Below are 23,652 nucleotides of genomic sequence, written 5' to 3'. Positions count from 1 at the left end.
CACCATGCACAACCTCGCCCAGACAGGATGACACCAGCAGGCCAACCGCCACACCAACCCGCCCACACCCACCCTTCTGCAACAACCTTTAGGACGTGTCCGGAAAGTCTCGTCTGGCTGGCGGCGCCTGGCACGCGCCCCGCGCGAACGGCCGCCGGCCCCGTACCCCTTGAGAGGGTGCGGGGCCGGCGGCCGTTCGCGACGGGCGGGAGGTCAGATCGAGAAGACCTCTTCGATCAACTGCTGCTGCTGCTCCTGGTGCCGCTTGGCGGAGCCCACCGCGGGCGAGGACGACGCCGGGCGGGACACCCGGCGGAGCCGGTCCGCGTTGTCCGGGGCCGCGCCGAGCAGCAGGTCCAGGTGGTCGATCAGATTGAGCGCGATGAACGGCCACGCGCCCTGGTTCGCGGGCTCGTCCTGCGCCCACACGAACTTCTGCGCCTTGGTGTACGGCGCGATGGCCGCCTGGATCTCCACACCCGGCAGCGGGTACAGCCGCTCGATGCGGATGAAGGCCACGTCGGTCGCCCCGCGCCGCTCCCGCTCGGCGATCAGGTCGTAGTAGACCTTGCCGGAGCAGAAGACGACCTTGCGGACCGCCTCGGGCTGCACCGAGGTGTCGCCCATCACCGGCTGGAACTGCCCGGTGGTGAAGTCCTCGGCCTTCGACGCCGCCGCCTTCAGCCGGAGCATCGACTTCGGGGTGAAGACGATCAGCGGCTTGTGGTGCGGGTTGTGCACCTGCCAGCGCAGCAGGTGGAAGTAGTTGGCCGGGGTGGTCGGGGTGGCGACCGTCATGTTGTTCTGCGCGCAGAGCTGGAGGAAGCGCTCGATCCGGGCCGAGGAGTGGTCCGGGCCCTGGCCCTCGTAGCCGTGCGGCAGCAGCAGGGTGACGCCGGACGTCTGGCCCCACTTCTGCTCGGCCGCGGTGATGTACTCGTCCACCACGGTCTGGGCGCCGTTGACGAAGTCGCCGAACTGCGCCTCCCACAGCACCAGCGCCTCGGGCCTGGCCAGCGAGTAGCCGTACTCGAAGCCCATCGCCGCGTACTCGCTGAGCAGCGAGTCGTAGACGTTGTAACGGGCCTGGTCCTCGGACAGGTACAGCAGCGGGGTGAAGTCCTCGCCGGTCTCCCGGTCGATCAGCACCGCGTGCCGCTGGCCGAAGGTGCCGCGCCGCGAGTCCTGGCCCGCGAGCCGGACCGGCGTGCCCTCCAGGAGCAGCGAACCGATCGCCAGCGTCTCGCCCATGCCCCAGTCGATCGTGCCGTCCTCGACCATCGCCGCGCGGCGCTGGAGCTGCGGCAGCAGCCGCGGGTGGACGGTGACGTGCTCGGGGATGTTGACCTGCGACTCGGCGATCCGCTTGACGACCTCGGCGGAGACCGCAGTGGGCATCGCGACCGGGAACTCCGGCTGCACGGGCGTCTCGTGGCTCGCGGGCGGCGCGGACGCCGCCTCGCGGACCTCGGTGAAGACCTTCTCCAACTGCCCCTGGTAGTCCTGGAGCGCCTGCTCCGCCTCTTCCAGGGTGATGTCGCCGCGGCCGATCAGCGACTCGGTGTAGAGCTTGCGCACCGAGCGCTTCTTGTCGATCAGGTCGTACATCAGCGGCTGGGTGAACGCCGGGTTGTCCGACTCGTTGTGCCCGCGGCGGCGGTAGCAGATCAGGTCGATCACGACGTCCTTGTTGAACGCCTGCCGGAACTCGAACGCCAGCCGCGCCACGCGGACCACGGCCTCCGGGTCGTCGCCGTTGACGTGGAAGATCGGCGCCTCGATCATCCGGGCCACGTCGGTGCAGTACATCGACGAGCGCGCGGACTCCGGGGCGGCGGTGAAGCCGACCTGGTTGTTGATCACCACGTGCACGGTGCCGCCGGTGCGGTAGCCGCGCAGTTGCGACATGTTGAGCGTCTCCGCGACGACGCCCTGGCCCGCGAAGGCCGCGTCGCCGTGCAGCGCGATCGGCAGCACCGTGAAGTCGGTGCCCGCCTTGTTGATGATGTCCTGCTTGGCGCGGGCGATGCCCTCGATGACCGGGTCGACCGTCTCCAGGTGCGAGGGGTTCGCGGCCAGTGAGACGGTGATCTGCTCGCCGTCGAGACCGGTGAAGGTGCCCTCGGCGCCCAGGTGGTACTTCACGTCGCCGGAGCCGTGCATCGACTTCGGGTCGAGGTTGCCCTCGAACTCGCGGAAGATCTGCGCGTACGACTTGCCGACGATGTTCGCCAGCACATTGAGCCGCCCGCGGTGGGCCATGCCGATCACGGCCTCGTCCAGCCGCGACTCGGCCGCCGCGTCGATGACCGCGTCGAGCAGCGGGATGACGGACTCGCCGCCCTCCAGCGAGAAGCGCTTCTGGCCGACGTACTTCGTCTGGAGGAAGGTCTCGAACGCCTCGGCCGCGTTGAGCCTGCGCAGGATGCGGAGCTGCTCCTCGCGCTCGGGCTTGGCGTGCGGGCGCTCGATCCGGTCCTGGATCCACTTGCGCTGCTTGGGGTCCTGGATGTGCATGAACTCGACGCCGACGGTGCGGCAGTACGAGTCGCGCAGCACTCCGAGGATGTCGCGCAGCTTCATCAGCGACTTCCCCGCGAAGCCACCGACCGCGAACTCGCGCTCCAGGTCCCACAGGGTCAGTCCGTGCTCCAGCACGTCCAGGTCGGGGTGCTTGCGCTGGCGGTACTCCAGCGGGTCGGTGTCGGCCATGACGTGGCCGCGGACCCGGTAGGAGTGGATCAGCTCGAAGACCCGCGCGGCCTTGGTGACGTCGTCGTCGTGCGCGGTGTCGATGTCGGTGCGCCAGCGGACCGGCTCGTACGGGATGCGCAGCGCGGCGAAGATGTCGTCGAAGAAGTCGTTCTCGCCGAGCAGGAGCTGGTTCATGATCCGCAGGAACTCGCCGGAGGCGGCGCCTTGGATCACCCGGTGGTCGTACGTGCTGGTCAGCGTCATGACCTTGGAGATGCCCAGCTTGTTCAGGGTGTCCTGCGAGGTGCCCTGGAACTCGGCCGGGTAGTCCATCGAGCCGACGCCGAGGATCATGCTCTGGCCGGGCATCAGCCGCGGCACGGAGTGCACGGTGCCCAGGCCGCCGGGGTTGGTCAGCGATGCGGTGACGCCGGTGAAGTCGTCCATCGTCAGCTTGCCGTTGCGGGCGCGGCGGACGATGTCCTCGTAGGCCTGCCAGAACTCGAAGAAGTTCAGCGTCTCGGCCTTCTTGATGGCCGCGACGACGAGCTGGCGGTCGCCGTTGGGCTTCACCAGGTCGATGGCCAGACCCAGGTTGACGTGGTCGGGCTTGACCAGCGTCGGCTTGCCGTCCTTCTCCGCGAAGGAGTGGTTCATCGCCGGCATCGCCTTGAGCGCCTGCACCATCGCGTACCCGATCAGGTGCGTGAAGGAGACCTTGCCGCCGCGGGCGCGCTTGAGGTGGTTGTTGATGACGATGCGGTTGTCGAACAGCAGCTTCACCGGGATGGCGCGGACCGAGGTGGCGGTCGGCAGCTCCAGCGAGGCGTTCATGTTCTTGGCGACCGCGGCGGCCGGGCCGCGCAGCGTCACGTACTCGGTGCCCTGGGGCTCCGGCGCGGGGGCGGCCTGCCGGGGCGCCGCCTGCTTCGGGGCGGGCGCGGGCGCGGGCGCGGGAGCGGCCGGAGCCGCCGGTGCCTGGGCCGCCGGCGCCGGGGCCGCCGCGGGCGCCACGGGGGCGGCAGGCGCGGCGGGGGAGGCCACGGGGGTGCCGTTGGCGACCGGCTGCGCGGGAGCGGGAGGGGCGGCGGGCGCCGGGGCGTCCGTCGCGCCCGCGGGGACCGGCTGCGCGGCGCCTACGGCGCTGCCCTCGTCGGGGGACGTCGCGCGAGCGGCGGCGCCGGAGGCGCCGCCCTGGCCGGGGGCGGCCGCCGAATCGGCGGAGCCGTCCGGCTTGTAGTCGGCGAAGAAGTCCCACCAGGCTCGGTCTACCGAGTCCCGATCCTGGAGGTACTGCTGGTAGATCTCGTCGACCAGCCACTCATTGGGGCCGAAGCCCGCTGCGGGGCCTTCGCCCTGCGCTTCGTGGTCGGTCGAGACACTAGAGCTATTGGGGGACTGTGACGACACGGCGGCAACCGCCCTCTTCCGCTTCACAAGATGGTGGACAGCGGAAATAAAGGCTACGCCTACTGGAGGGGTCGATGCAGGCCCGGGGCCCTTACGTCGCGCATGTCACACCCGAAGACTGGTTTCAGTGCTGTTCCTGGCGGGAAATTGATCCCTCTTGGGGGTCGTTCGATCAGCCGCGCTCGCACGGCGTCGGTGCGGCGGAGGGCGGCTGGGGGGCGGCCGGGAGCGGCCCGCCCCAACTTTAGGTCAAGGTTGCGCCGTGGAAACACCCGGAAGGGTGACGTGGATCCGGCAGCCGCGAGGGGATTCGGCCACTTCTATCCGCCCGCCGTGCAGGTCCACCGCCCAGCGCGCGATGGCCAGACCGAGCCCCGTCCCGCCGTCGCCGCCCGGATGCGCGCCGCGGTGGAAGCGGTCGAAGACGCGGGTGCGGTCGGCCTCGGGGATGCCGGGCCCCTCGTCGCGCACGTCCAGGTCGAGGCTGCCGGGCGCGCCGCCGCGCCTGGCCCGTACCGTCACCCGGCCGCCCGGCGGGCTGTGCTTGACCGCGTTGTCGACCAGGTTGGCCACCACCTGGTGCAGCCGCTCGCCGTCGGCGTAGGCCGTCAGTTCCGGGGGTGACACGTCCAGGTGCAGGTGGACGTCGGCGCGCGGCCGGGAGCGGGAGCCGGTCGCGGAGGAGCCCTCCATGCCCAGGCTCGCGGTGCGCAGCACCGCCGACAGGTACGGCCACACCTCGAAGCGCTTGGCCTCCAGCCGGACCGCGCCGCTGTCCAGCCGCGAGAGGTCCAGCAGCTGGGTGACCAGCTTGCCGAGCCGTTCGGTCTGCTGGAGCGCCAGCCGCATCGTCTCGGGGTCGGCGGCCGACACCCCGTCCACCACGTTCTCCAGCACGGCCCGCAGCGCGGCGATGGGGGTGCGCAGCTCGTGCGAGACATTCGCCACGAGTTCCTTGCGGTGCCGGTCGACGGCGGCCAGGTCGGCCGCCATCTGGTTGAAGGTCTCGGCCAGCTCGCCGACCTCGTCCCTGCGCACCCGCGCCACCCGGCGGCTGTAGTCGCCGCCCGCCATCGCCTTGGCGACGGCCGTCATCTCGCGCAGCGGCGCGGTCAGGCCGTTGGCGACGATCTGGGTCAGCAGCAGCGAGGCGATGATCGAGAAGATCGTGATGACCCGCAGCTCGGTCGCCGAGTGGATGGCGACGATCACCAGCAGGGTGGTGATCAGCACCGAGATGATCACCAGGAGCTGGAGCGCGGCCTTGATGGAGCGGTACGGGTCCCAGGGCCGCAGCGCGTCCCACACGCGCCGCCACAGCCGGCGCCACCACCGGGTCATGGCGCCGGGGTCTCCAGCGCGTACCCGACGCCGTGCACGGTACGGATGCGCTCGGCGCCGATCTTGCGGCGCAGCGCCTTGACGTGGCTGTCGACGGTCCTGGTGCCCGACGCGTCGGCCCAGTCCCACACCTCGGCGAGCAACTGCTCGCGGGAGAGCACGGCGCGCGGCTGCTGCGCCAGGCAGACCAGCAGCTCGAACTCGGTCGGGGTCAGGTGGACGTCGGCGCCCCTGACCCGGACCCGGCGCTGCGCGTGGTCGATCTCCAGGTCGCCGAGCTGCATGCTGGCGCCGCGCGGGTCGTGCGCGGCGATCGAGGCCCGCTCGACCCGGCGCAGCAGGACGTGCACGCGGGCGGCCAGCTCGCGCATCGAGAACGGCTTGGTCATGTAGTCGTCGGCGCCGACGCCGAGCCCGACCAGCATGTCCGTCTCGTCGTCGCGCGCGGTGAGCATCAGCACCGGCACCGGCCGGTCGGCCTGCACCCGGCGGCAGACCTCGAGGCCGTCGTAGCCGGGCAGCATGACATCGAGAACCAGCAGGTCGGGCTGCCAGGTGTGCGCGGACTCCACCGCGGAGGGACCGTCCCCCGCCGTCCGCACCTGGAATCCCTCGGCCTGCAGCCTGGCCGCGATGGCCTCCGTGATGGTCTGGTCGTCCTCGACCACCAGCACCCGGCGCTGCGTGCCCGTCGTCTGCGCGCTGTCCAATTCCGCCCCACAAGGTCGTCCTGGTTACGGGGGAGCCTACGGGGCAGGTGGGCGCCCTGACTACGCGGCGTTGATCGCCAGGTGCACGACATCCGGAACCCCACGCGTCACTTCCACCTCCAGAGTGCGTACTCCGGAGAAGCCCGCGGCCCGCAGCGCGTCCTCGAAACCGGCCGACGGGCTCGCCGACCACACGGCAAGGACGCCGCCGGCCGTCAGCCGGTTCCGGCAGGCCGCGAGGCCCGCGGGGCCGTACAGACCGCCGTTGTCGTCGGTGACCGTCCAGTCCGGGCCGTTGTCGATGTCCAGGCAGAGCGCGTCGTACCGCTCGCCGGGCTCCGCCACGTACGCCACCAGGTCGCGCTCGACCACGGTCACCCGCGGGTCGTCCAGCGCGCCCGCGGAGAACGGCGCGAGCCGCCCGTCGCGGTGCCAGCCGACGACCGCGGACTCGCGTTCGACGACGGTGATCCGGGACCAGCCCGGCCGCGCGGCGGCGCGCGCGAGGGAGAAGCCGACGCCGAGACCGCCGATGAGCACCGAGCGGCCGGGCCGGTCCGCGCTGTCCGCCGGTTCTTCGTCCAGGTATTCCAGTGCCGCGTCGACCAGAAGGCGTTCGGACCGCCCGTCGGAGGTGTCCATGAGGAAACACCCGTTCGCGATGATCTGGAGCAGGTCGCCGTGCCGTCGCAGCACCACCTCCCCGTACGGGCCTTCCTGCCGGTCGAGCACCACGGGAGCGGTGTGGTCGAAGGCGCGGGTTCCGCTGTAGGAGGATGGGTGTTGGAGGGTCATACGGCCAGTTTGGCGTATGCCGCACGAGGTCATGACCTTATGTCGGCCACCTTTCCATCGGGCGTTAACTGCTCGGTCGTGAGAACTTCATTTCCTCTGCATCGGGGCATGACCTGGGCGGCGAACCGGCGGCGTAAATTCCGCGCATGTCCTCCCTACTGAAGAATCGACTGACCAGGCGGGTGCTCGCCCCCGCTGCCGCACTGGTCGACCGTCGCGTGCAGAGCTCCGCCTCCAAGCTCCGCAAGGAGATCGAGAGCGACCGCAGGTCGCAGGTCGCCGATCTCGACTCGATGCGCAAGAAGGTCGCGGAGCTGGGCGACCAGCAGTTCGCGATCGGTCTGCTCTTCGACAAGACCGGGCGCAGCGGTCCCCGGCTGCCCACCCCGGACCGGATCGACACCCTGGTGCGGGAGATGGTCGCCGTCTCGGGCCGCGACGAGGCCGACGCGCGGCGCAATGTGACGATCGCCTTCCGCAATGTGATCGCGCTCGAAGCCCTGGCCGTCGGCCGCCTGGCCGGTTCCACCTACAACATCTGCGGGAAGCTGGCCACGGTCCCGCTGCTCGACCCGCCCAACGAGGACGTGCTGGAGATCGGCACGTTGCACGGCCTGTTCTCCGCCGCGCTGATGCGGATGCTGCACCGGGCCGGTGTCGAGGCGCGGCTGACCATCGTCGACCCGCTGGCCGGGACGCAGCTCCAGCCGGGCGCCCGGCCGGTCGGCGAGCCCACCGGCACGCCGGTGCGGATGGACGTGGTGCGCGCGAATCTGGCGCTCGGCGGCAAGGCAGGGGAGCGGGCCAGGATCGAGCAGGGCTTCTCCGGCGACCCGGACACCCAGGCCGCGGTCTCCGACCGGAAGTACGGCGTGATCATCGTCGACGGCGACCACTCGGCCGAGGGCGTCATGGCCGACCTGGAGTGGGCAGAGAAGATCGCGGCGCCCGGTGGCATCGTGGTGCTCGACGACTACGGGGACGCCGCATGGACCGGTGTCCAGGAGGCGGCGGACAAGTACCTGGAGACCGGGGAGTCCCGGTTCGAGATGCTGGGCCGGGTCTCCACCTCGGCCTTCCTGCGCGCCAGGAGCTGACCGGGGGAGCTGCGGGGGACCGCCGGGAGCGGGACCGCCGAGGTCGGGGTCGCCGAGGTCGGGGTCGCCCGGGTCAGGGACCGCCGAGGTCGGGGTCGCCCGGGTCGGGGATCGCCGGGAGTTGGATCGCGCAGGTCAGGACCGCCGAGGCCGGGGATCGCTGAGAGCGAACGCGCCCCGGGGAACATTCGAAGTGCCCCAGGCATTGAGTCGACATAGCTCAACTTGATTGCCGAAGGGGAGATCATGGCTTCGACGCCCACAACGCTCACTCTGCCCGTGCTGCCCCTGTCCGACGAGGTCGTCCTGCCCGGCATGGTCGTGCCGGTCGACCTGTCGGACACGGAGGCGCGGGCCGCGGTGGAAGCCGCGCACGCCGCCGCCGGATCCGGCGGCCTCGCCGGTGACAGCGGCGACAACAAGCCGAAGGTGCTGCTCGTTCCCCGCGTGGACGGGACCTACGCGGGGATCGGGGTGCTCGGCACCGTCGAGCAGGTCGGCCGGCTGTCCGACGGCGACCCCGGCGCCGTGATCCGGGGCCGCTCACGCGTGCGGATCGGGGCCGGTACGACCGGGCCCGGCGCCGCTTTGTGGGTGGAGGGCACGCCGGTGGAGGAACCGGCGCCCGCGGAGTCGCCCGGCACGGTCGCCGAGCTGATGAAGGAGTACAAGGCGCTGGCCACGAGCTGGCTGCGCAAGCGCGGCGCCTGGCAGGTGGTGGACCGGGTCCAGCAGATCGACGACCTGTCCCAGCTCGCCGACAATTCCGGCTACTCCCCTTACCTCACCACCGAGCAGCGCGTGGAGCTGCTGGAGACCCTCGACCCGATGGCCCGGCTCAAGCTGGCCGTCCAGTGGCTGCGCGACCACCTCGCCGAGCAGGACGTGGCCGAGAGCCTGCGCAAGGATGTGCAGGAGGGCATGGAGAAGCAGCAGCGCGAGTTCCTGCTGCGCCAGCAGCTCGAAGCGGTCCGCAAGGAACTGGCGGAGCTGAACGGCGACCCGGAGAACGAGAGCGAGGACTACCGCGCCCGCGTCGAGGCCGCCGAACTGCCGGAGAAGGTCCGCGAGGCCGCCCTGAAGGAGGTCGAGAAGCTGGAGCGCTCCTCGGACGCCTCCCCCGAGGGCTCCTGGATCCGCACCTGGCTGGACACCGTCCTGGAACTGCCGTGGAACACCACGACCGAGGACACCTACGACGTCCCGGGCGCCCGCGCGGTGCTGGACGCCGACCACTCGGGCCTGGACGACGTCAAGGAACGCATCACCGAGTACCTGGCCGTGCGCAAGCGGCGCGCGGACCGCGGCCTCGGTGTCGTCGGCGGCCAGGCGGACGGCGCTTCCGGCAAGAGCGGCGGCGGGCGGCGGGCGGGCGGCGCGGTGCTGGCCCTGGTCGGGCCGCCCGGAGTCGGCAAGACCTCCCTCGGCGAATCCGTCGCGCGCGCCATGGGCCGTACCTTCGTCCGGGTGTCGCTGGGCGGCGTCCGCGACGAGGCGGAGATCCGCGGCCACCGGCGTACGTACGTCGGCGCGCTGCCCGGCCGGATCGTGCGGGCCATCAAGGAGGCCGGGTCGATGAACCCGGTGGTGCTGCTCGACGAGATCGACAAGGTCGGCTCCGACTACCGGGGCGACCCGGCGGCGGCGCTGCTCGAAGTCCTCGACCCGGCGCAGAACCACACGTTCAGGGACCACTACCTGGAGGTCGAACTCGACCTGTCCGACGTGGTGTTCCTGGCCACCGCCAACGTCCTGGAGACCATCCCCGAGCCGCTGCTCGACCGGATGGAGCTGGTCAGGCTCGACGGCTACACCGAGGACGAGAAGGTCGTCATCGCCCGCGACCACCTGCTCCCGCGCCAGTTGGAGCGGGCGGGCCTGGCCGAGGACGAGGTGGCGCTGGAGGAGGAGACGCTGCGCAGGCTGGCGGGCGAGTACACCCGCGAGGCGGGCGTCCGCAATCTGGAGCGCACCGTCGCCCGGATATTGCGCAAGATCGCGGCGCGGCACGAACTGGGCGACCAGGAACTGCCGTTCACCGTCGGCCCCGACGACCTGCGGGCGCTGATCGGACGGCCGCACCACGTACCGGAGTCCGCGCAGGACCCGGAGGAGCGGCGCACGGCGGTGCCGGGCGTGGCCACCGGGCTCGCGGTGACCGGCGCGGGCGGTGACGTCCTCTACATCGAGGCGTCGCTGGCCGACCCGGAGACCGGCGGATCGGGACTCCAGCTCACCGGCCAACTCGGCGACGTCATGAAGGAGTCGGCGCAGATCGCGCTGTCCTTCCTGCGCTCGCACGGCGCGGAGCTGGAACTGCCGGTCGGCGACCTCAAGGAGCGCGGCGTCCACCTGCACGTGCCCGCGGGCGCGGTGCCGAAGGACGGGCCGAGCGCCGGTGTCACCATGACCACCGCGCTGGCGTCGCTGCTCAGCGGGCGCCGGGTCCGTACCGACGTCGCCATGACCGGCGAAGTGTCCCTGACCGGACGGGTGCTGCCGATCGGCGGCGTCAAGCAGAAGCTGCTCGCCGCGCACCGCGCCGGGATCACGACCATCGTCATCCCGAAGCGGAACGAGGCGGACCTGGACGACGTCCCGGCCGAGATCCTGTCGGCCCTCGACGTCCACCCGGTCAGCGACGTCCGCCAAGTCCTGGCGCTGGCGCTGGAGTCGGCCTCCGCCGAGGCCGCCGAGGCGGAGGTGCCGCTGGCCGCCTGACGGCCTCCGGCCGCGGGTCCGGTCGAAGACCGCGGTCCGGCCGTGAAGACCGCGGTCCGGCCCTGAACACGCGAGTTCCCCGCACCCTTGGGACGAGGGTGCGGGGAACTCGTGCGTGCGGGAGCCGCCGCGAGGTGACTAGCCCAGGGCGAGGGCCTGGAGACGGGACAGGTCTCCGTTGAAGCGGTCCTGGTCACCGGGGAAGGTGCCGGCGTCGCCGTACTGCCAGAAGGTGTAGAAGCCGTAGCCCGCGGGCAGGGTGCCGACCGTGCTGGTGTACTTCGCGATCCAGATCGGGCTGGTGGTGGCAAAGCCGCTGTTGTTCCCGGTGCAGGTGTTCCACCAGTCGAAGGTGGTGTAGATGACCGGGTAGACACCCTCGCGCGCGTGGTACTGGTTGGCGAAGGCGTGGATCCAGCTCACCATGCTGGCCTGGCTCAGGCCGTAGCAGGTCGCGCCGTAGGGGTTGTACTCGATGTCCAGCGCGCCCGGCAGCGTCTTGCCGTCGCCGGACCAGCCGCCGCCGTGGGCGATGAAGTAGTCGGCCTGCGCGGCGCCGCCGGAGGTGTCGGGGGTGGCGAAGTGGTACGAGCCGCGGATCATGCCCACGTTGTACGACCCGTTGTACTGCTGCGTGAAGTACGGGTTGGTGTACGACGTGCTCTCGGTCGCCTTGACGTAGGCGAACTTGCCGCCGTTCGCCCACGCGGTGGCCCAGTTGACGTTCCCCTGGTAGCCGGAGACGTCCATGCCGAGCGTCTGCGTCGCCATCGGGGTGACGGTCCCGGCGGACGACGACGAGGAGGCGCTGGAGCCCTCGTGCGCCTTGATGGTGGAGCCCATCCAGTCGAGTTCGGGGTGCGTGAGGTGCCCCGTGCCGCTCGCCGCGCTGGCGGAGCCGGGCAGGACGAACACCATCGCGAGCATGGTGACGAACAGACCGGCCAGCAGGCCGAGCCTCTTCCGGACCGAGCCGGGGCCGTGCACGACGGAGAGATCTCCGTGGGACATTCGTGCCTCCATGGTGGGGACTCGGCATGGCCTTGCAGTGGCCATGACAGATTTGAAGGTAGAGGCGCGACTCCGGGCGTGAAAGGGGGTCAGGAAACCGCCGATGGTCTACTCCTGCGAAATACTTGACGTGCTGCGGAAACAACCGTGAGTGAAGGAAACTTTCAGGCGTTGAAAGCGGGAACGGTGTGAACGAGGCGAGACAGGCGGCGGAAGCGGCCGGATCCGACGACAGCGACATGGACGCGCTGGAGCGCGAACTGACCGTGCTGTTCCGGCGCGCCCGCGCCACCTCGGGCGACCTCGCCCGCGCCGTCCACCCGGAACTGGAACCCGCCGCGTACGGCCTGCTGGTCCGGCTGGAGGAGACGGAACCCGAGCGCGCCACCGAACTCGCGGCGTACTTCGGGGTCGGAAAGGCCACCATGAGCCGCCAGTTGCGGGCCATGGAAGAACTGGGCCTGGTCACCCGCGAGCCCGACCCCGCCGACGGCCGCGCCTTCCTGATGCGCCTGACCGCCGAGGGCCGCGAGCGCTTCTCGCGCGTCCGCACCGCCCGCCGCGAGCGCTACCTGCGCCAGCTCATGGCCTGGGACCGCACGGACGTCGCGGAGCTGGCCCGCCTGCTCCAGCGCCTGAACAACGAGGAGTAGCCCGCCCCCGCGCGGCTACAGCTCCACCAGGACCGCTGTCGCGTCGTCGTGGCGCTTTCCGCCGGGGGACTCCTCGGCGGCCTCGCGGGCGCGCACGCGGGCGATCAGGGCCTCGGGGCCCGCCTTGCGGAGCAGGGTGAGGACATCGGGCCAGGCGTCGTCGCCGAAGACCTCGACGGTACGGGCGGCGCCGTCGGTGAGCGCGGCCAGCGCGCGGACCCGGGAGCGCGGGGTGCGGCCGGTGACGGCCCGCGAGACGACGGCGGGATCGGCGGCGGCGGTGAAGAAACCGCCCTCCAGATTGCGCAGCGGCCCGACCCGTACGCCCGCGGCGCGCAGCCGGTCGATCCGGTCGTCCAGCACCGCGGTCACCTCGCCGTCCGGCGACTCCAGCAGCAGCGCCGAGTCCGACAGCACCAGGTGCTCGACGTACTCCTCGTCCCAGCGGACGGCGACCACCGTGGCCTGCGGGGTGAGTGGGTGAGAAAGATCACAGGTGTCACGGTGTGCCGCGGCCGTCCTGCCGATCGCGGCGGACAGAGCGTCGGGAAGCGTCATCTCCGGCCGGGAAACGGACAGTTCGAGCAGCGCGCCGCCGACCCGGGCGGTGAACCACGGCACCGAGTGCACGCAATCTCCGTTGTCCGGCGGCGGCGTCACCCCGTCCAGCAGGACCACGGCGCCGCCCTGCCCGGAAGCGGGCAGGGCCACGGAGACGAAGTCCTCGTTCGGACGGTCGGGGGTGCCGGGCGCGGTGGCCGTCTCGATGCGCATGGGACCAGTGTGCGGGACCCGCGGGTACGGACGGCGGCCCGCGGGTGTCCCGGCGGTGGCCGGACGGCGGCTCCCCGGCACCCCGCGCGGCGGCCCGGCGTTCGAAACCGCGCCCCCCCCGCGGACGGCCCCATTGGTACGGACCGGGGCGCGCGGGCCTATGCGCGCGGGCATCCTGCCAAAGGTCGCAGCACCGCGCCAGTGCCGTCCACGCCGGGCGAAGTGTCCCCGCGCACGCCGGACTTGTCGGTCAACTCCTCGTTGCGATTCACTCGTTCGAGTGTCCGGGGGAGCGACGCGTGGCACCTCTCCGGGCGGGGCTGCAAGGGTCGGAGGGACTTCTGCATATTCCCCGGGGACACTCCCGGGCCCGCCGGCGATACGTGATTGCGAGCACCGAAGTTGCGTGAACGACGTCAACCGCGAGAGCGGAGGGTCCGGCAGCGTCTGCTCGCCGCCCTGCTCGTCTGCGCCGTGACCGTCCTGGCCGCCGCCGCTCCAGGCGTCGGCCTCGCGGTCCGCGACCTGTCGCGGGCCCAGGACCGGGCGGACGCGGCCCAGCTCACCACCCGCGCCACCGTGCTCGCCCACTCCCTCGCCGACGAGCGCGACGACCTCGCCGCCTTCGCCGCCGACGGCCGTGACGCGGCCAACGGCGACGGCCTGCCGGAGGACAGCCGCTCCCGCGTCGACCGCCAGGTCCAGGACGTCGCCGCCGACGCCCCCGCCGGCCTGCGGACCGCGCTCGCCGCGCTGCCCCGCGTCCGGCAGGGCGCCCTCGGCGGCGACGGCGGCCCGCAGAGCGTCATCAGCGCCTACCAGCCGCTGCTCGACGCCCTCGGCAGGACCGCGGGCCCGGTCACCGCGCCGCTGACCCGCGCCGTCACCGCCGCCGCCGTCCAGCGCGGCCTGCTGGTCGCCGCGCTCACCGCGGGCGGCACCCAGCCGGAGCTGACCGCCGCGGCCCAGGTCGCCCACGTCCAGGAACAGGCCGCGCTCGCCGAATTCCGCGCCACGGCCCCCGCCGACCTGCGCGGCCAGTACGACCAGACCGTCACCGGCGCCGACACCGCGCAGGCCGACCGCGACCTCGCCCAGCTCCTCGACGGCGGGCAACTCACCCGCTCCGACCGGGCGCTGGGCGCGAAACCGGTCAACGCGGCGCTGACCGCCAGGATCGGCCTGATGCGTACGGTCGAGGCGTCCGCCGCCACCGACGAGGCCCGCGCCGCCGCCCACGACCGCGACGACGACGTCACCGCGCTGGAGGTGCGGGCCGCGCTCGCCGCGCTCTGCCTGCTGCTCGTGGTGGGCGTCCTCGTCACCGTCTTCCGCAGCCTCACCCGCCCGCTGGCCGCGCTGCACCGCTGGTCCCGCGCCGACGCCGAGAGCGGCCAGGGCGCCGAGGTGACCGGCACCGACGAATTCGCCGCCGTCGCCCGCCGGGCCAACGCGCTGACGCAGGAGGCCCAGGCGCTGCGCTCGCGCTCCGCCGACCTGGCCGCCGACCGCATCCGCGCGCTCGGCGTGCACGGCGCGCTCTCCGCCGAGCGGGACACGCTGCTGCGCCGCCAGGACGAGCTGACCCGGCAGCTCGCCGCCGCCACCACGCAGGGCGCCGCGCAGCTCACCTACGTCAACCTCAGCCTGCGCACCCTCGGCCTGGTGGAGCGTCAACTCACCCTGATCGAGGGCCTGGAGGACCAGGAGCAGGAGCCGGACCGGCTGGAGACCCTGTTCAAGCTGGACCACCTCGCCACCCGCATGCGGCGCAACAGCGAGAATCTGCTGGTCCTCACCGGCACCGAGCACAGCCACGGCGCCGCCGCCCGCCCGGTCCCGCTGGTCGACGTGGCACGCGCCGCGATCTCCGAGATCGAGCGGTACGACCGGGTACGCATCCAGGCGCTCGCCGTCGCCCGGATCGCGGGCCGCGCCGCCGACGACATCAGCCACCTGCTGGCCGAACTCCTCGACAACGCCACCTCCTTCTCCGCCCCGCACGCCGAAGTGCACCTGTCCGGCTGGCTGCTGGAGAGCGGCGAGGTCATGCTGTCGGTCGAGGACGCGGGCATCGGCGTACCGCCGGAACGCCTCGGCGAGCTCAACGCGGTACTCGCCGACCCCGACCCGGCCCCGCCCGGCACGGTCTCCGGCATGGGCCTGTACGTGGTCTCCCGGCTCGCCCACCGGCACGGCGTCCGGGTGCAGTTGCGCCCGCAGAAGCTCGGCGGCACCGCCGCCGTCGTCGTGCTGCCGCGGGTCCTGCTCCCGGCCGCGCAGCCCGACGAGCAGCCCGCCACGCCGGTGGAGGCCGCGCTGGCGGGCGAGCCGATGCCCGCGGCCACGACGCCGGCCGGCGCAGGGGCCGACGCCCCGTCAGCCACGGAACCGGCCGCCGAACCCGCCTCCGCCGCACCGGAGTTCGGCCGGGCGCCCGCGCCCGCCGCCGACCCGGCCGTACCGCGCCAGACCGAGCACACCCGCCCGGCTCCCGACGGCGGGACCGCGCCAGGACAGGGCGCCTCCCGGCCCAGGCACCGTAGGGTGTCCGCAGCCGACACGCCTGCCGCGCCCGTCGGCGGCAGCCTCACCGGCAAGGGGCTGCCGCAGCGGACCCCGCGCAGCACCGGTCTGACCGGAGAGCCCGCGACGCGCGAGCCGCAGCGCGGGGGACCGGTCGACGCCGAGGCGCTGCGGCGCAAACTGGGCGGTCTGCAAAGGGGATTGCAGGCCGGACGGCGGGACGTCGAGGAGGAGATCACCAGCGGATCAGGACCGGTCGCCGGGGCAGGAGTGGTGATACCGGAGCAGGGAGCCGGAGCGGGACCGGGAGCGGTGGAGGGCACCGCGGTCACGACCACGGACGTGCGAGGGGACGACCAGGGGGACGCAGGCCCAGCCGAAACCGTTGAGGAGGCGACCCGTTGAACGCGGTCGGCACGCAAACGAAGGACTTGAGTCATGAGGCGCGCAATCTCCAGTGGCTGTTGCAGAGCTTCGTCGAGGAGGTGCACGGCGTCCGCTCGGTCGCCGTGGTCTCCTCCGACGGCCTGCTGCTGATCACCTCGCACGCCGAGGCCGACGCGTCGCCGCCCCCCGCGCCGCCGGCCGACGAGGACCCGGCGGTCCCCGCCCCGCGGAAGAACCCCGCGGGGGACCGCGGCGACCTCGCCGCCGTCGTGTCGGGCCTGGCCTCCCTCACCGTCGGCGCGGCGAAGCTGATGGACGGCGGCAAGGTCCGGCAGACCACCGTCGCGATGAGCGACGGCGCGTTGTTCGTCATGTCGATCAGCGACGGCTCGCTGCTGGGCGTGCACGCGGGCGCCGACTGCGACATGAGCGTCATCGCCTACCACATGGCCCTGTTCGTCGGACGGGCCGGACACGTCCTGACCCCCGCACTGCGCAGTGAGCTGCGCCACGCCCTGGAGAGTGCCCGCTGATGCCGTCGCTGCCCCAACGCGGAGCCGACCGGCGCACCGCGCGCGTACGCCCGTACGCTTTGACCGGCGGTCGCACGCGGTTCGGCCATGTGCTCATGGTCGAGACGTTCGTGGCCACCGTTGACGGTCCGGGCGAACAACTCGCCCTCACCAGGGGCGACTGGGCCGAGCGCGTGATGCCCGAGCTGCGGGCGATCGTCGAACTGTGCCGCAGAATGCGGTCGGTGGCCGAGATCTCCGCACTCCTGCGGATGCCGCTCGGCGTCGTCCGTGTCCTGATCAGTGACCTGGCGGACCAGGGAAGGATCCGCGTGTACGGAACCGGGCACGGGCCCGGCAGCCCCGACCGCGCGCTGCTCGAAAGGGTGCTCAGTGGACTTCGCAGGCTCTGACCAGCAGGACGGCCTGCAAGAGTGGCAGAAGGAACGCGGCAGGGCGCCGGTCTCCACGAAGATCGTGGTGGCGGGCGGCTTCGGCGTGGGCAAGACCACCTTCGTCGGCGCCGTCTCCGAGATCGCACCGCTCACCACCGAGGCGGTGATGACCCAGGCCAGCGAGGCCGTCGACGACCTCGCCGCCACTCCCGACAAGACCACCACCACGGTGGCCATGGACTTCGGCCGGATCACCCTGGACCAGGACCTGGTGCTGTACGTCTTCGGCACGCCGGGACAGCAGCGCTTCTGGTTCATGTGGGACGACCTCGTGCGCGGCGCGATAGGCGCGGTCGTGCTCGCCGACACCCGCCGACTGGCCGACTGCTTCCCGGCGTTGGACTACTTCGAGGGCACCGGTCTGCCCTACACGGTCGCCGTCAACCAGTTCGAGGGCACGGCGCAGTACACCCCGGACGACGTCCGTGAGGCACTGGCCGTACCCGCCCACATCCCCGTATTGGTGATCGACGCTCGCAAGCGGTATTCAGTGGTGGAGGCGCTGCTGGCGCTGGTCGGGCACGCGCTGTCCGAACAGCCCATGTAGTGGCCGCAGTTGCCGCCGCCTTACGAAGTCCATCGACCTGAAGCGAGCCGTTGTGCGCAAGATACTCATCGTCGGAGCCGGGCAGGCCGGGCTCCAACTCGCCCTGGGCCTCCAGTCCCAGGGCTATGACGTCACCGTGATGTCCAACCGGACCGCCGACGAGATACGCGGCGGCCGGGTGATGTCCACCCAGTGCATGTTCGCCACCGCGCTCCAGCACGAACGCGACCTCGGGCTGAACTTCTGGGAGGACCAGGCGCCGCGCATCGAGGGAGTCGGTGTCTCCGTCTCCGCGCCCGACGCCTCACGGCCGATCGACTGGGTGGGCAGGCTGCGCGGTCACGCGCAGTCCGTCGACCAGCGGGTGAAGATGGCCGGCTGGATGGAGACCTTCGCCGAGCGCGGCGGCAAGCTCGTCATCCACGGTGTGGCCGTATCGGATCTGGACTACTTCTCCCGCGCCTACGACCTGGTGCTGGTGGCCGCGGGGAAGGGCGAGATCGTCTCCATGTTCCGCCGGGACGCCGCCCGTTCGCCCTACGACGCCCCGCAGCGGGCGCTCGCGGTGTCGTATGTGCACGGACTCGGGCCGCGCCCCGAGCACCCCGACTTCTTCGCGGTGCGCTGCAATCTGGTGCCGGGCGTCGGCGAGTTGTTCGTGATGCCGACGCTGACCACCTCGGGCCCGGCCGACATACTCTTCTGGGAGGGCGTGCCCGGCGGCCCGGTCGACGTCTTCCAGGGCGTCAAGGACCCTGCGGAGCAGCTCCGCCTCACACTTGATCTGATGCGCCGCTTCACGCCGTGGGAGTACGACCGGGCGGGTTCGGTCGAGCTGACCGACGCGGGCGGCACGCTCGCCGGGCGGTACGCGCCGACCGTGCGCGAGCCGGTCGGTGAACTGCCCTCGGGCGGGCTGGTTCTGGGCGTCGCGGACGTCGTGGTGGCCAACGACCCGATCACCGGCCAGGGTTCCAACAACGCCGCCAAGTGCGCGGCCTCGTACCTGGCGAGCATCGTCGAGCGCGGCGAGCTGCCCTTCGACCGCGCGTGGATGCAGAGCGCCTTCGACCGCTACTGGAACCACGCGGCGCCGGTCACCAAGTGGACCAACGCGATGCTCGCGCCGCCGCCGGAGCACGTCCTCGGCCTGATCGGCGCGGCGGGCGGGCTCCAGCCGGTCGCCGACCGCTTCGCCAACGGCTTCGACGACCCGGCCGACTACGAGGAGTGGTTCTTCGACCCGGAGCGCGCCGGGGCGTATCTCGCCGAGGCGCAGGCCGCGGCGGGCGCCGGGCCCTCCGCCTAGGCGTCGGACCCGGCTCCCACGGACCGCCGGACAGGCCCTAGCTCGCGCCCCCGCTCGCGGTGGCGGAGGGCGTGGGCGTCGGGCCGCCGGACGGGGTGTCCGAGGGCGTCGGCGTCGGGGTGATCCTCGGCGGCGGCGTGCTCTCGCCCGGGGTCGGCCGGGTGACGGGACCCGTGGAGTGCGGCGGCGGCGTGGCCGGCGCGGTGCCGGTCGACCCGCCGGAGGTCCTGGGCTTGGGCGCCGGGGGCGTCACCTGCGGGCTGAACGGCGTCGGCTGCTCGGCCTGCTTGGGGATCTTCGGCAGGGTGTAGTCCCCGGCCGGGGCGCTGCCGAGGTCCGGGCGGACGGCGCCCAGTATCGGGTTGGCGGCGATCGGCGAGACCTTCACCACCGAGCCGGGGCGCGGCGCCTGGACCACCAGTCCGTCGCCGATGTAGATCGCCACATGGGTGGCGCCGGAGAAGTAGATCACCAGGTCGCCGGGGCGCAGCAGTTCGAGCGGCACGTGCGGGAGCCGCGCCCACTGCTCCTGGCTGGTGCGCGGGATGGTCACCCCGGCGTGCGACCACGCCTGCGAGGTCAGCCCCGAGCAGTCGAAGGAGTCCGGACCCTGCGCGCCCCACACATACGGCTTGCCGAGCTGCATGAAGGCGTAGCTGATGGCCCGCTTCCCCGCGTCGGACGGCAGGCGGCTGTCGGCGTCGGAACCCAGCGCCTTGGAGTCGAGGAACTCCTGCTGCGCCTTGTTGACGCCCTTTTCCTCCAGCGACTGCAATTCGCTGATCTGCACGCCGGTGAGCCCGGCCAGTATCGACTCGACCTCCTGGAGGCGCTTTTCCACCGTGTTCTTCTGCGCCTGCTGGACGGCCAGCGCGGACTGCGCCTTGTCCAGCGCCTGCTGCGCCTGGGTGTTCAGCTCGTTCAGCCGCTGCTCGCCGCTGGTCAGCTCGGCCAGTACGTCCTGCTGGTGGTCGGCGGCCCGGTCCAGGACGTGCCGCTGCCCGAAGAAGTCCTGCGGGGTCTGGCCGGTCAGCATCGACAGGTACGGCGACACGCTGCCGTCCTTGTACATCTGGCGGGCCATCAGACCCACCTCGTCGCGCTTGTCCGCGACCGAGACCCGCTGGTCGGCGAGTTGTGCGTCGACCTGGTCGGCCTGGGCGCGCTGCCGGTCGGCGGTCTCCTTGGCCTTGTTGAACGACTCGGTCGCCGTCTCCGTCTGCGCGTAGAGGGTCTGGAGCCTGGTCAGCAGATCGGGCAGCGAGACCTCCGCCGCGGGCGGTGGGTCGTAGGGTCGCGCCGCCGCCTGCTGGGCCGGCAGGGCGAGTGCCGCGGCGGCGAGCAGAGTGCCGCAGACCGCGGCCGAACGCAGCCACCTCCTGGTACCTCGGGCCACTGACTACCCCTCATCTCCCGTAACCGGTCGGTAACACGCTACGCGATCCGCATCCTGCCACGAATTGTCATATGTTCGACAGAGGGAATAGGCGATTCCGCGCAACCCGGTCACTCTCACAGGTGATCTTCGCCGTGCGATCACCTTCCGGACATAAAAAGCGTACGGCCCGGTCACCGCCCTCGGCGGCCGGGCCGTACGCGTTTCAGGAGCCGTCACCGGCTCGGTCGAAGGCCGGCCGACGGATCGGCCGAGGGGTCAGCCGAGGGGTCAGCCGACGGATCGGCGGGGGATCTGCGGGCGGTTCAGCCGAAGTAGCTGGTGAAGTTCTTCTGGAATTCCCAGTTGCTGAACTTGTCCCAGTTCACCGACCACGTCATCAGGCCGCGCAGCGCGGGCCAGGTGCCGTGGGTGGTGTAGCCGCCGCAGTTGGTCTTCTTGGTCAGGCAGTCGAGCGCCTGGTCGACGGCGGCCGGGGCGGTGTAGCCGTTGCCCGCGTTGACCGAGGCGGGCAGGCCGATCGCGACCTGGGAGGGGGCGAGCGCCGGGAACATGTTGGCGGTGTTGCCCGCCACCGGGAAGCCGGTGAGGAGCATGTCGGTCATCGCGATGTGGAAGTCCGCGCCGCCCATGGAGTGGTACTGGTTGTCCAGGCCCATGATCGAGCCGGAGTTGTAGTCCTGGACGTGCAGCAGCGTCAGGTCGTTGCGCATCGCGTAGATCACCGGCAGGTACGCGCCGCAGCGCGGGTCCTGGCCGCCCCACGGGCCCGAGCCGTAGTACTGGTAGCCCATCTGGACGAAGAACGTCTCGGGCGCCATCGTCAGCACGAAGCCGCTGCCGTACTTGGCCTTGAGCGTCTTCAGCGCCGAGATCAGGTTGACGATCACCGGGGTGGTCGGGTTCTTGAAGTCGGTGTCACCGGTGTTCAGGGACAGCGAGTGGCCCTCGAAGTCGATGTCGATGCCGTTCAGGCCCCAGGTGTCGATGATGCCGCTCACCGAGGAGACGAAGGCGTCGCGGGCGGCCGTCGTGGTGAGCTGCACCTCGCCGTTCGCGCCGCCGATGGACAGCAGCACCTTCTTGCCCTTGGCCTGCTTGGCCTTGATCGCGGCCTTGAAGTCCGCGTCGGACTCCACTCCCGGGCACTCGCTGGCCGAGCAGCGGGTGAAGTGGATGCTGCCCGAGGTCGGCGAGCTGGTCTCGCCGAACGCCAGGTCGATGATGTTCCAACTGTCCGGCACGTCCGCCAGCTTGGTGTAGCCGGAGCCGTTGGCGAACGTCTCGTGCAGATAGCCGACCAGCGCGTGGGTGGGCAGTCCGCCGGAGGGCGGGGGCGAGGTCGGGGGAGTGGTCGGCGGCGTCGTGGGAGGCGTCGTCGGCGGGGTGGTGGGGGGAGTGGTCGGGGGCGTCGTCGGCGGGGTCGTGGGCGGGGTGGTCGGGGGCGTCGTCGGCGGTGTGGTCGTGCCGCTGCCGGGGCCCTGGAGCGAGACGTCGTCGGCGAGGTACGCGGGCTGGCCGTACCAGCCGTGCACGTAGACCGCCGCGCTGGTCTGGCTCGCGCCGGTGGTGAAGGACACGCTCAGCGCCGCGTAGCCGCTGCCCGTGCCGGGTGTCCACGTACTGGTGCCGCCGTCCACGCCGAGGTAGACGTACGCGCCCTTGACCTGGGCGGTCAGGGTGTACGTGGTGTTCGGCGCGACGGACACGTTCTGCTTGCACTGCGCGGTGCCGCTCGCGCTCGGGGTGCCCTGGAGGGCGTAAGTGCCGCTGTGCGCCTGGCCGCTGACGACGGCGGCGGTGCCCGCGTCGCAGCTCCAGCCGGACAGGCCGCCGGTCTCGAAGCCGCCGTTGGTCAGGAACTCGCCCGCGCTGGCGGACGGGGCGAGCGCCACGAGCCCGCCGAGCGCGACGGCGCCCGCGAGGGTGGCGGAGGCGGCGATGAAGGTTCTGCGTCTGTTGCGCGGTGCGGTGGAGAGCATGGGGGGATGCTCCTTCGGTGAGGACGGCGCATGTCACCGCGCAGCAAACAGGTCCAGACCAATGTGTGTCAATGGTCCGGACCAATACCCGGCCCTTTGACCTGTGGAACCGTCCGGTTCGGCCGCCTTTGCGCCGCACGCCGCGCGGCCCGGTCCGACGCGATGTCCCGCGTGGCCGCGCGGGCCCGTCCGGCGGGGCGTCAGGCGCCTTTGCGCCAGGGCCACTTGGGGCCGTCCGGGCGGTTGCCCTCCGGGTCGTACACGAAGACCCAGCGGGTACGGCGGGAGCCGCGCGGGCCGGGGCTGGGCTCGCGGTGGTAGACGTGCACCACCGGCGGACCGCCCTCGGGCGTGGGTACGGGCACGGTGTAGACGCGCGGCGGCTGCCCGGTCATCCCGGCGAGCACGCCGAGCACCCGCCCGTCCAGCGGGCCCCCGACGAATTCCGTGTCCTCGTGTCTCACCCGCTCAGGATGGCACGGCGGGCGGCGCGGGGTTCCCCGGTCGGGGTCAGGAGGGGTCGGGGAGCAGATGTGCGACCGCGTCCGCGATCGGCGCGAGCCGCCGCGCCAGCCCGCCGGCCGGGCTGCTCGGGGTCTCCAGCGCCAGCGCGCGGGCGGCGGCCTCCGCGGCCTCCGGGTCGGTCGTCGCGGTCACCAGCAGCAGCCCGATGAAGTGGTCCACCAGCCACGCCCGCAGCTCCGCGACCGGCGGCTGCTTGCCCTCGTCCAGCCAGATCAGCGATATCGCCTCCACGCAGGCGATCCACGACCTGACCATCATCGCCAGCCGCGGCCCCGGCGCCGTCACCCCGAGGTGGTGCAGCACCTGCTCCGCGGCCCTGCGCCGTACGTCGTCCACGATCGCGTCCGTACGGCTGGTCTCGGCGACGCTGCCGCCGCGCAGCAGCGCCCCGTACGCCGCGTCGTGCTCGTCCACATACGCCAGGTAGCGGTCCAGCGCGTCCGCGAGCCGTTCGGTCGGCGGCCCCTGCGAGGGGACGCCGAAGCGGCCGATCAGCTCCTGCGCCGCGTCGTGCACCGCGGCCTCGTACAACTGCTGCTTGCCGCCGGGGAAATAGCGGTAGACCAGCGGCCGGGAGACCCCGGCCGCCGCCGCGACGTCGTCGACCGACACGTCCTCCGGCCGCCGGTGGCCGAACAGGTCGACGGCGGCGGCCAGCAACTGCGTACGGCGCTGCTCGACGCTCATCCGGCGGTATGCGGGCGCCGCGCTGCTGGTCATGTCCAGCAGACTATCCGCCCGCACACGTGAACGGGTCGGCCCGGGCGCGGGGCTTCGCACGGGTGTCCGGTTCCGCGGGCGCGGCCG

18 protein-coding genes are annotated in these 23,652 nt (G+C 72.0%); 8 read left to right on the top strand and 10 right to left on the bottom strand.

The window, feature by feature from the left end:
* Positions 1–213 precede the first annotated feature (213 nt).
* From ABZX65_RS25710 to ABZX65_RS25695, 4 genes are all read right to left on the bottom strand, one after another.
* Entirely contained in the window at positions 214–4,104 is a 3,891-nt protein-coding gene (locus tag ABZX65_RS25710; protein ID WP_355344453.1) for a multifunctional oxoglutarate decarboxylase/oxoglutarate dehydrogenase thiamine pyrophosphate-binding subunit/dihydrolipoyllysine-residue succinyltransferase subunit, read from the bottom strand.
* A gap of 249 nt (positions 4,105–4,353) precedes the next feature.
* Positions 4,354–5,445 carry an ATP-binding protein gene (locus tag ABZX65_RS25705; RefSeq protein WP_355344450.1) on the bottom strand — a complete coding sequence of 364 codons (1,092 nt, stop codon included), beginning with the start codon at positions 5,443–5,445 and terminating at the stop codon, positions 4,354–4,356.
* Positions 5,442–6,155 carry a response regulator transcription factor gene (locus tag ABZX65_RS25700; RefSeq protein WP_188281597.1) on the bottom strand — a complete coding sequence of 238 codons (714 nt, stop codon included), beginning with the start codon at positions 6,153–6,155 and terminating at the stop codon, positions 5,442–5,444. The genes ABZX65_RS25705 and ABZX65_RS25700 overlap by 4 nt, the downstream gene beginning before the upstream one ends.
* 60 nt (positions 6,156–6,215) lie before the next feature.
* Positions 6,216–6,950 carry a spermidine synthase gene (locus ABZX65_RS25695; RefSeq protein ID WP_355344446.1) on the bottom strand — a complete coding sequence of 245 codons (735 nt, stop codon included), beginning with the start codon at positions 6,948–6,950 and terminating at the stop codon, positions 6,216–6,218.
* Between the two features lie 146 nt (positions 6,951–7,096).
* Here ABZX65_RS25695 and ABZX65_RS25690 point away from each other — a divergent pair, with 146 nt between their 5' ends.
* Together ABZX65_RS25690 and lon are read left to right on the top strand one after the other, a co-directional pair.
* Positions 7,097–8,047, top strand: coding sequence for a class I SAM-dependent methyltransferase (locus tag ABZX65_RS25690; RefSeq protein ID WP_355344443.1), 951 nt, complete (start codon positions 7,097–7,099; stop codon positions 8,045–8,047).
* A 246-nt stretch (positions 8,048–8,293) separates the two neighbouring features.
* A complete protein-coding gene (gene lon / locus ABZX65_RS25685) occupies positions 8,294–10,768 on the top strand; it encodes an endopeptidase La (protein ID WP_355344440.1) in 2,475 nt (824 codons plus the stop codon).
* A gap of 138 nt (positions 10,769–10,906) precedes the next feature.
* Here lon and ABZX65_RS25680 read toward each other — a convergent pair whose 3' ends face one another.
* Positions 10,907–11,779 (bottom strand): lysozyme, encoded by an 873-nt coding sequence (locus tag ABZX65_RS25680; RefSeq protein ID WP_355344437.1) that lies wholly within the window; start codon positions 11,777–11,779, stop codon positions 10,907–10,909.
* A 239-nt stretch (positions 11,780–12,018) separates the two neighbouring features.
* On the opposite strand from ABZX65_RS25680, the gene ABZX65_RS25675 reads away from it, so the two are divergent.
* Positions 12,019–12,432: a MarR family transcriptional regulator gene (locus ABZX65_RS25675; RefSeq protein ID WP_355344462.1), complete on the top strand. Its 414-nt coding sequence runs from the start codon at positions 12,019–12,021 to the stop codon at positions 12,430–12,432.
* 15 nt (positions 12,433–12,447) lie between these two features.
* Here the strand turns inward: ABZX65_RS25675 and ABZX65_RS25670 are convergent, their stop codons facing one another.
* Positions 12,448–13,206, bottom strand: a complete 759-nt coding sequence (locus ABZX65_RS25670) for a hypothetical protein (protein ID WP_355344434.1) — start codon at positions 13,204–13,206, stop codon at positions 12,448–12,450.
* A 402-nt stretch (positions 13,207–13,608) separates the two neighbouring features.
* On the opposite strand from ABZX65_RS25670, the gene ABZX65_RS25665 reads away from it, so the two are divergent.
* Genes ABZX65_RS25665 through ABZX65_RS25645 form a run of 5 tightly spaced genes read left to right on the top strand, consistent with a single transcriptional unit; the run spans position 13,609 to position 18,942 of the window.
* Positions 13,609–16,137 (top strand): nitrate- and nitrite sensing domain-containing protein, encoded by a 2,529-nt coding sequence (locus tag ABZX65_RS25665; protein ID WP_355344431.1) that lies wholly within the window; start codon positions 13,609–13,611, stop codon positions 16,135–16,137.
* 26 nt (positions 16,138–16,163) lie between these two features.
* A complete protein-coding gene (locus tag ABZX65_RS25660; RefSeq protein WP_355344428.1) occupies positions 16,164–16,652 on the top strand; it encodes a roadblock/LC7 domain-containing protein in 489 nt (162 codons plus the stop codon).
* On the top strand, positions 16,652–17,044 hold the full coding sequence (locus tag ABZX65_RS25655) for a DUF742 domain-containing protein (RefSeq protein WP_188281760.1): 393 nt from the start codon (positions 16,652–16,654) through the stop codon (positions 17,042–17,044). The genes ABZX65_RS25660 and ABZX65_RS25655 overlap by 1 nt, the downstream gene beginning before the upstream one ends.
* The gene (locus tag ABZX65_RS25650) at positions 17,025–17,633 is read left to right on the top strand and encodes an ATP/GTP-binding protein (protein ID WP_355344424.1); all 609 of its coding nucleotides are present in this window, start codon (positions 17,025–17,027) and stop codon (positions 17,631–17,633) included. Before ABZX65_RS25655 ends, ABZX65_RS25650 begins: the two co-directional genes overlap by 20 nt.
* 52 nt (positions 17,634–17,685) lie before the next feature.
* The gene (locus ABZX65_RS25645; RefSeq protein ID WP_355344421.1) at positions 17,686–18,942 is read left to right on the top strand and encodes a styrene monooxygenase/indole monooxygenase family protein; all 1,257 of its coding nucleotides are present in this window, start codon (positions 17,686–17,688) and stop codon (positions 18,940–18,942) included.
* Positions 18,943–18,979: 37 nt separating this feature from the next.
* Here the strand turns inward: ABZX65_RS25645 and ABZX65_RS25640 are convergent, their stop codons facing one another.
* From ABZX65_RS25640 to ABZX65_RS25625, 4 genes are all read right to left on the bottom strand, one after another.
* The gene (locus tag ABZX65_RS25640) at positions 18,980–20,338 is read right to left on the bottom strand and encodes an NlpC/P60 family protein (protein ID WP_355344418.1); all 1,359 of its coding nucleotides are present in this window, start codon (positions 20,336–20,338) and stop codon (positions 18,980–18,982) included.
* A gap of 305 nt (positions 20,339–20,643) precedes the next feature.
* On the bottom strand, positions 20,644–22,320 hold the full coding sequence (locus ABZX65_RS25635) for a glycosyl hydrolase family 18 protein (protein WP_355344415.1): 1,677 nt from the start codon (positions 22,318–22,320) through the stop codon (positions 20,644–20,646).
* 200 nt (positions 22,321–22,520) lie between these two features.
* On the bottom strand, positions 22,521–22,784 hold the full coding sequence (locus tag ABZX65_RS25630) for a hypothetical protein (protein WP_355344412.1): 264 nt from the start codon (positions 22,782–22,784) through the stop codon (positions 22,521–22,523).
* A 46-nt stretch (positions 22,785–22,830) separates the two neighbouring features.
* Positions 22,831–23,565, bottom strand: coding sequence for a TetR/AcrR family transcriptional regulator (locus tag ABZX65_RS25625; RefSeq protein WP_355344409.1), 735 nt, complete (start codon positions 23,563–23,565; stop codon positions 22,831–22,833).
* Positions 23,566–23,652: the final 87 nt, after the last annotated feature.

Source organism: Streptomyces sp. NPDC003300 (assembly GCF_040610915.1).
GTDB lineage: Bacteria > Actinomycetota > Actinomycetes > Streptomycetales > Streptomycetaceae > Actinacidiphila.
This window is presented reverse-complemented; position numbering and strand designations above follow the sequence as displayed.

Excerpts from the sequence above, each read along its gene's own strand:
- ABZX65_RS25705 (WP_355344450.1), bottom strand. The coding sequence starts at position 5,445 with ATGACCCGGTGGTGGCGCCGGCTGTGGCGGCGCGTGTGGGACGCGCTG.
- ABZX65_RS25695 (WP_355344446.1), bottom strand. The coding sequence starts at position 6,950 with ATGACCCTCCAACACCCATCCTCCTACAGCGGAACCCGCGCCTTCGAC.
- ABZX65_RS25690 (WP_355344443.1), top strand. The coding sequence starts at position 7,097 with ATGTCCTCCCTACTGAAGAATCGACTGACCAGGCGGGTGCTCGCCCCC.
- lon (WP_355344440.1), top strand. The coding sequence starts at position 8,294 with ATGGCTTCGACGCCCACAACGCTCACTCTGCCCGTGCTGCCCCTGTCC.
- ABZX65_RS25680 (WP_355344437.1), bottom strand. The coding sequence starts at position 11,779 with ATGTCCCACGGAGATCTCTCCGTCGTGCACGGCCCCGGCTCGGTCCGG.
- ABZX65_RS25675 (WP_355344462.1), top strand. The coding sequence starts at position 12,019 with ATGGACGCGCTGGAGCGCGAACTGACCGTGCTGTTCCGGCGCGCCCGC.
- ABZX65_RS25670 (WP_355344434.1), bottom strand. The coding sequence starts at position 13,206 with ATGCGCATCGAGACGGCCACCGCGCCCGGCACCCCCGACCGTCCGAAC.
- ABZX65_RS25655 (WP_188281760.1), top strand. The coding sequence starts at position 16,652 with ATGCCGTCGCTGCCCCAACGCGGAGCCGACCGGCGCACCGCGCGCGTA.
- ABZX65_RS25635 (WP_355344415.1), bottom strand. The coding sequence starts at position 22,320 with ATGCTCTCCACCGCACCGCGCAACAGACGCAGAACCTTCATCGCCGCC.
- ABZX65_RS25625 (WP_355344409.1), bottom strand. The coding sequence starts at position 23,565 with ATGACCAGCAGCGCGGCGCCCGCATACCGCCGGATGAGCGTCGAGCAG.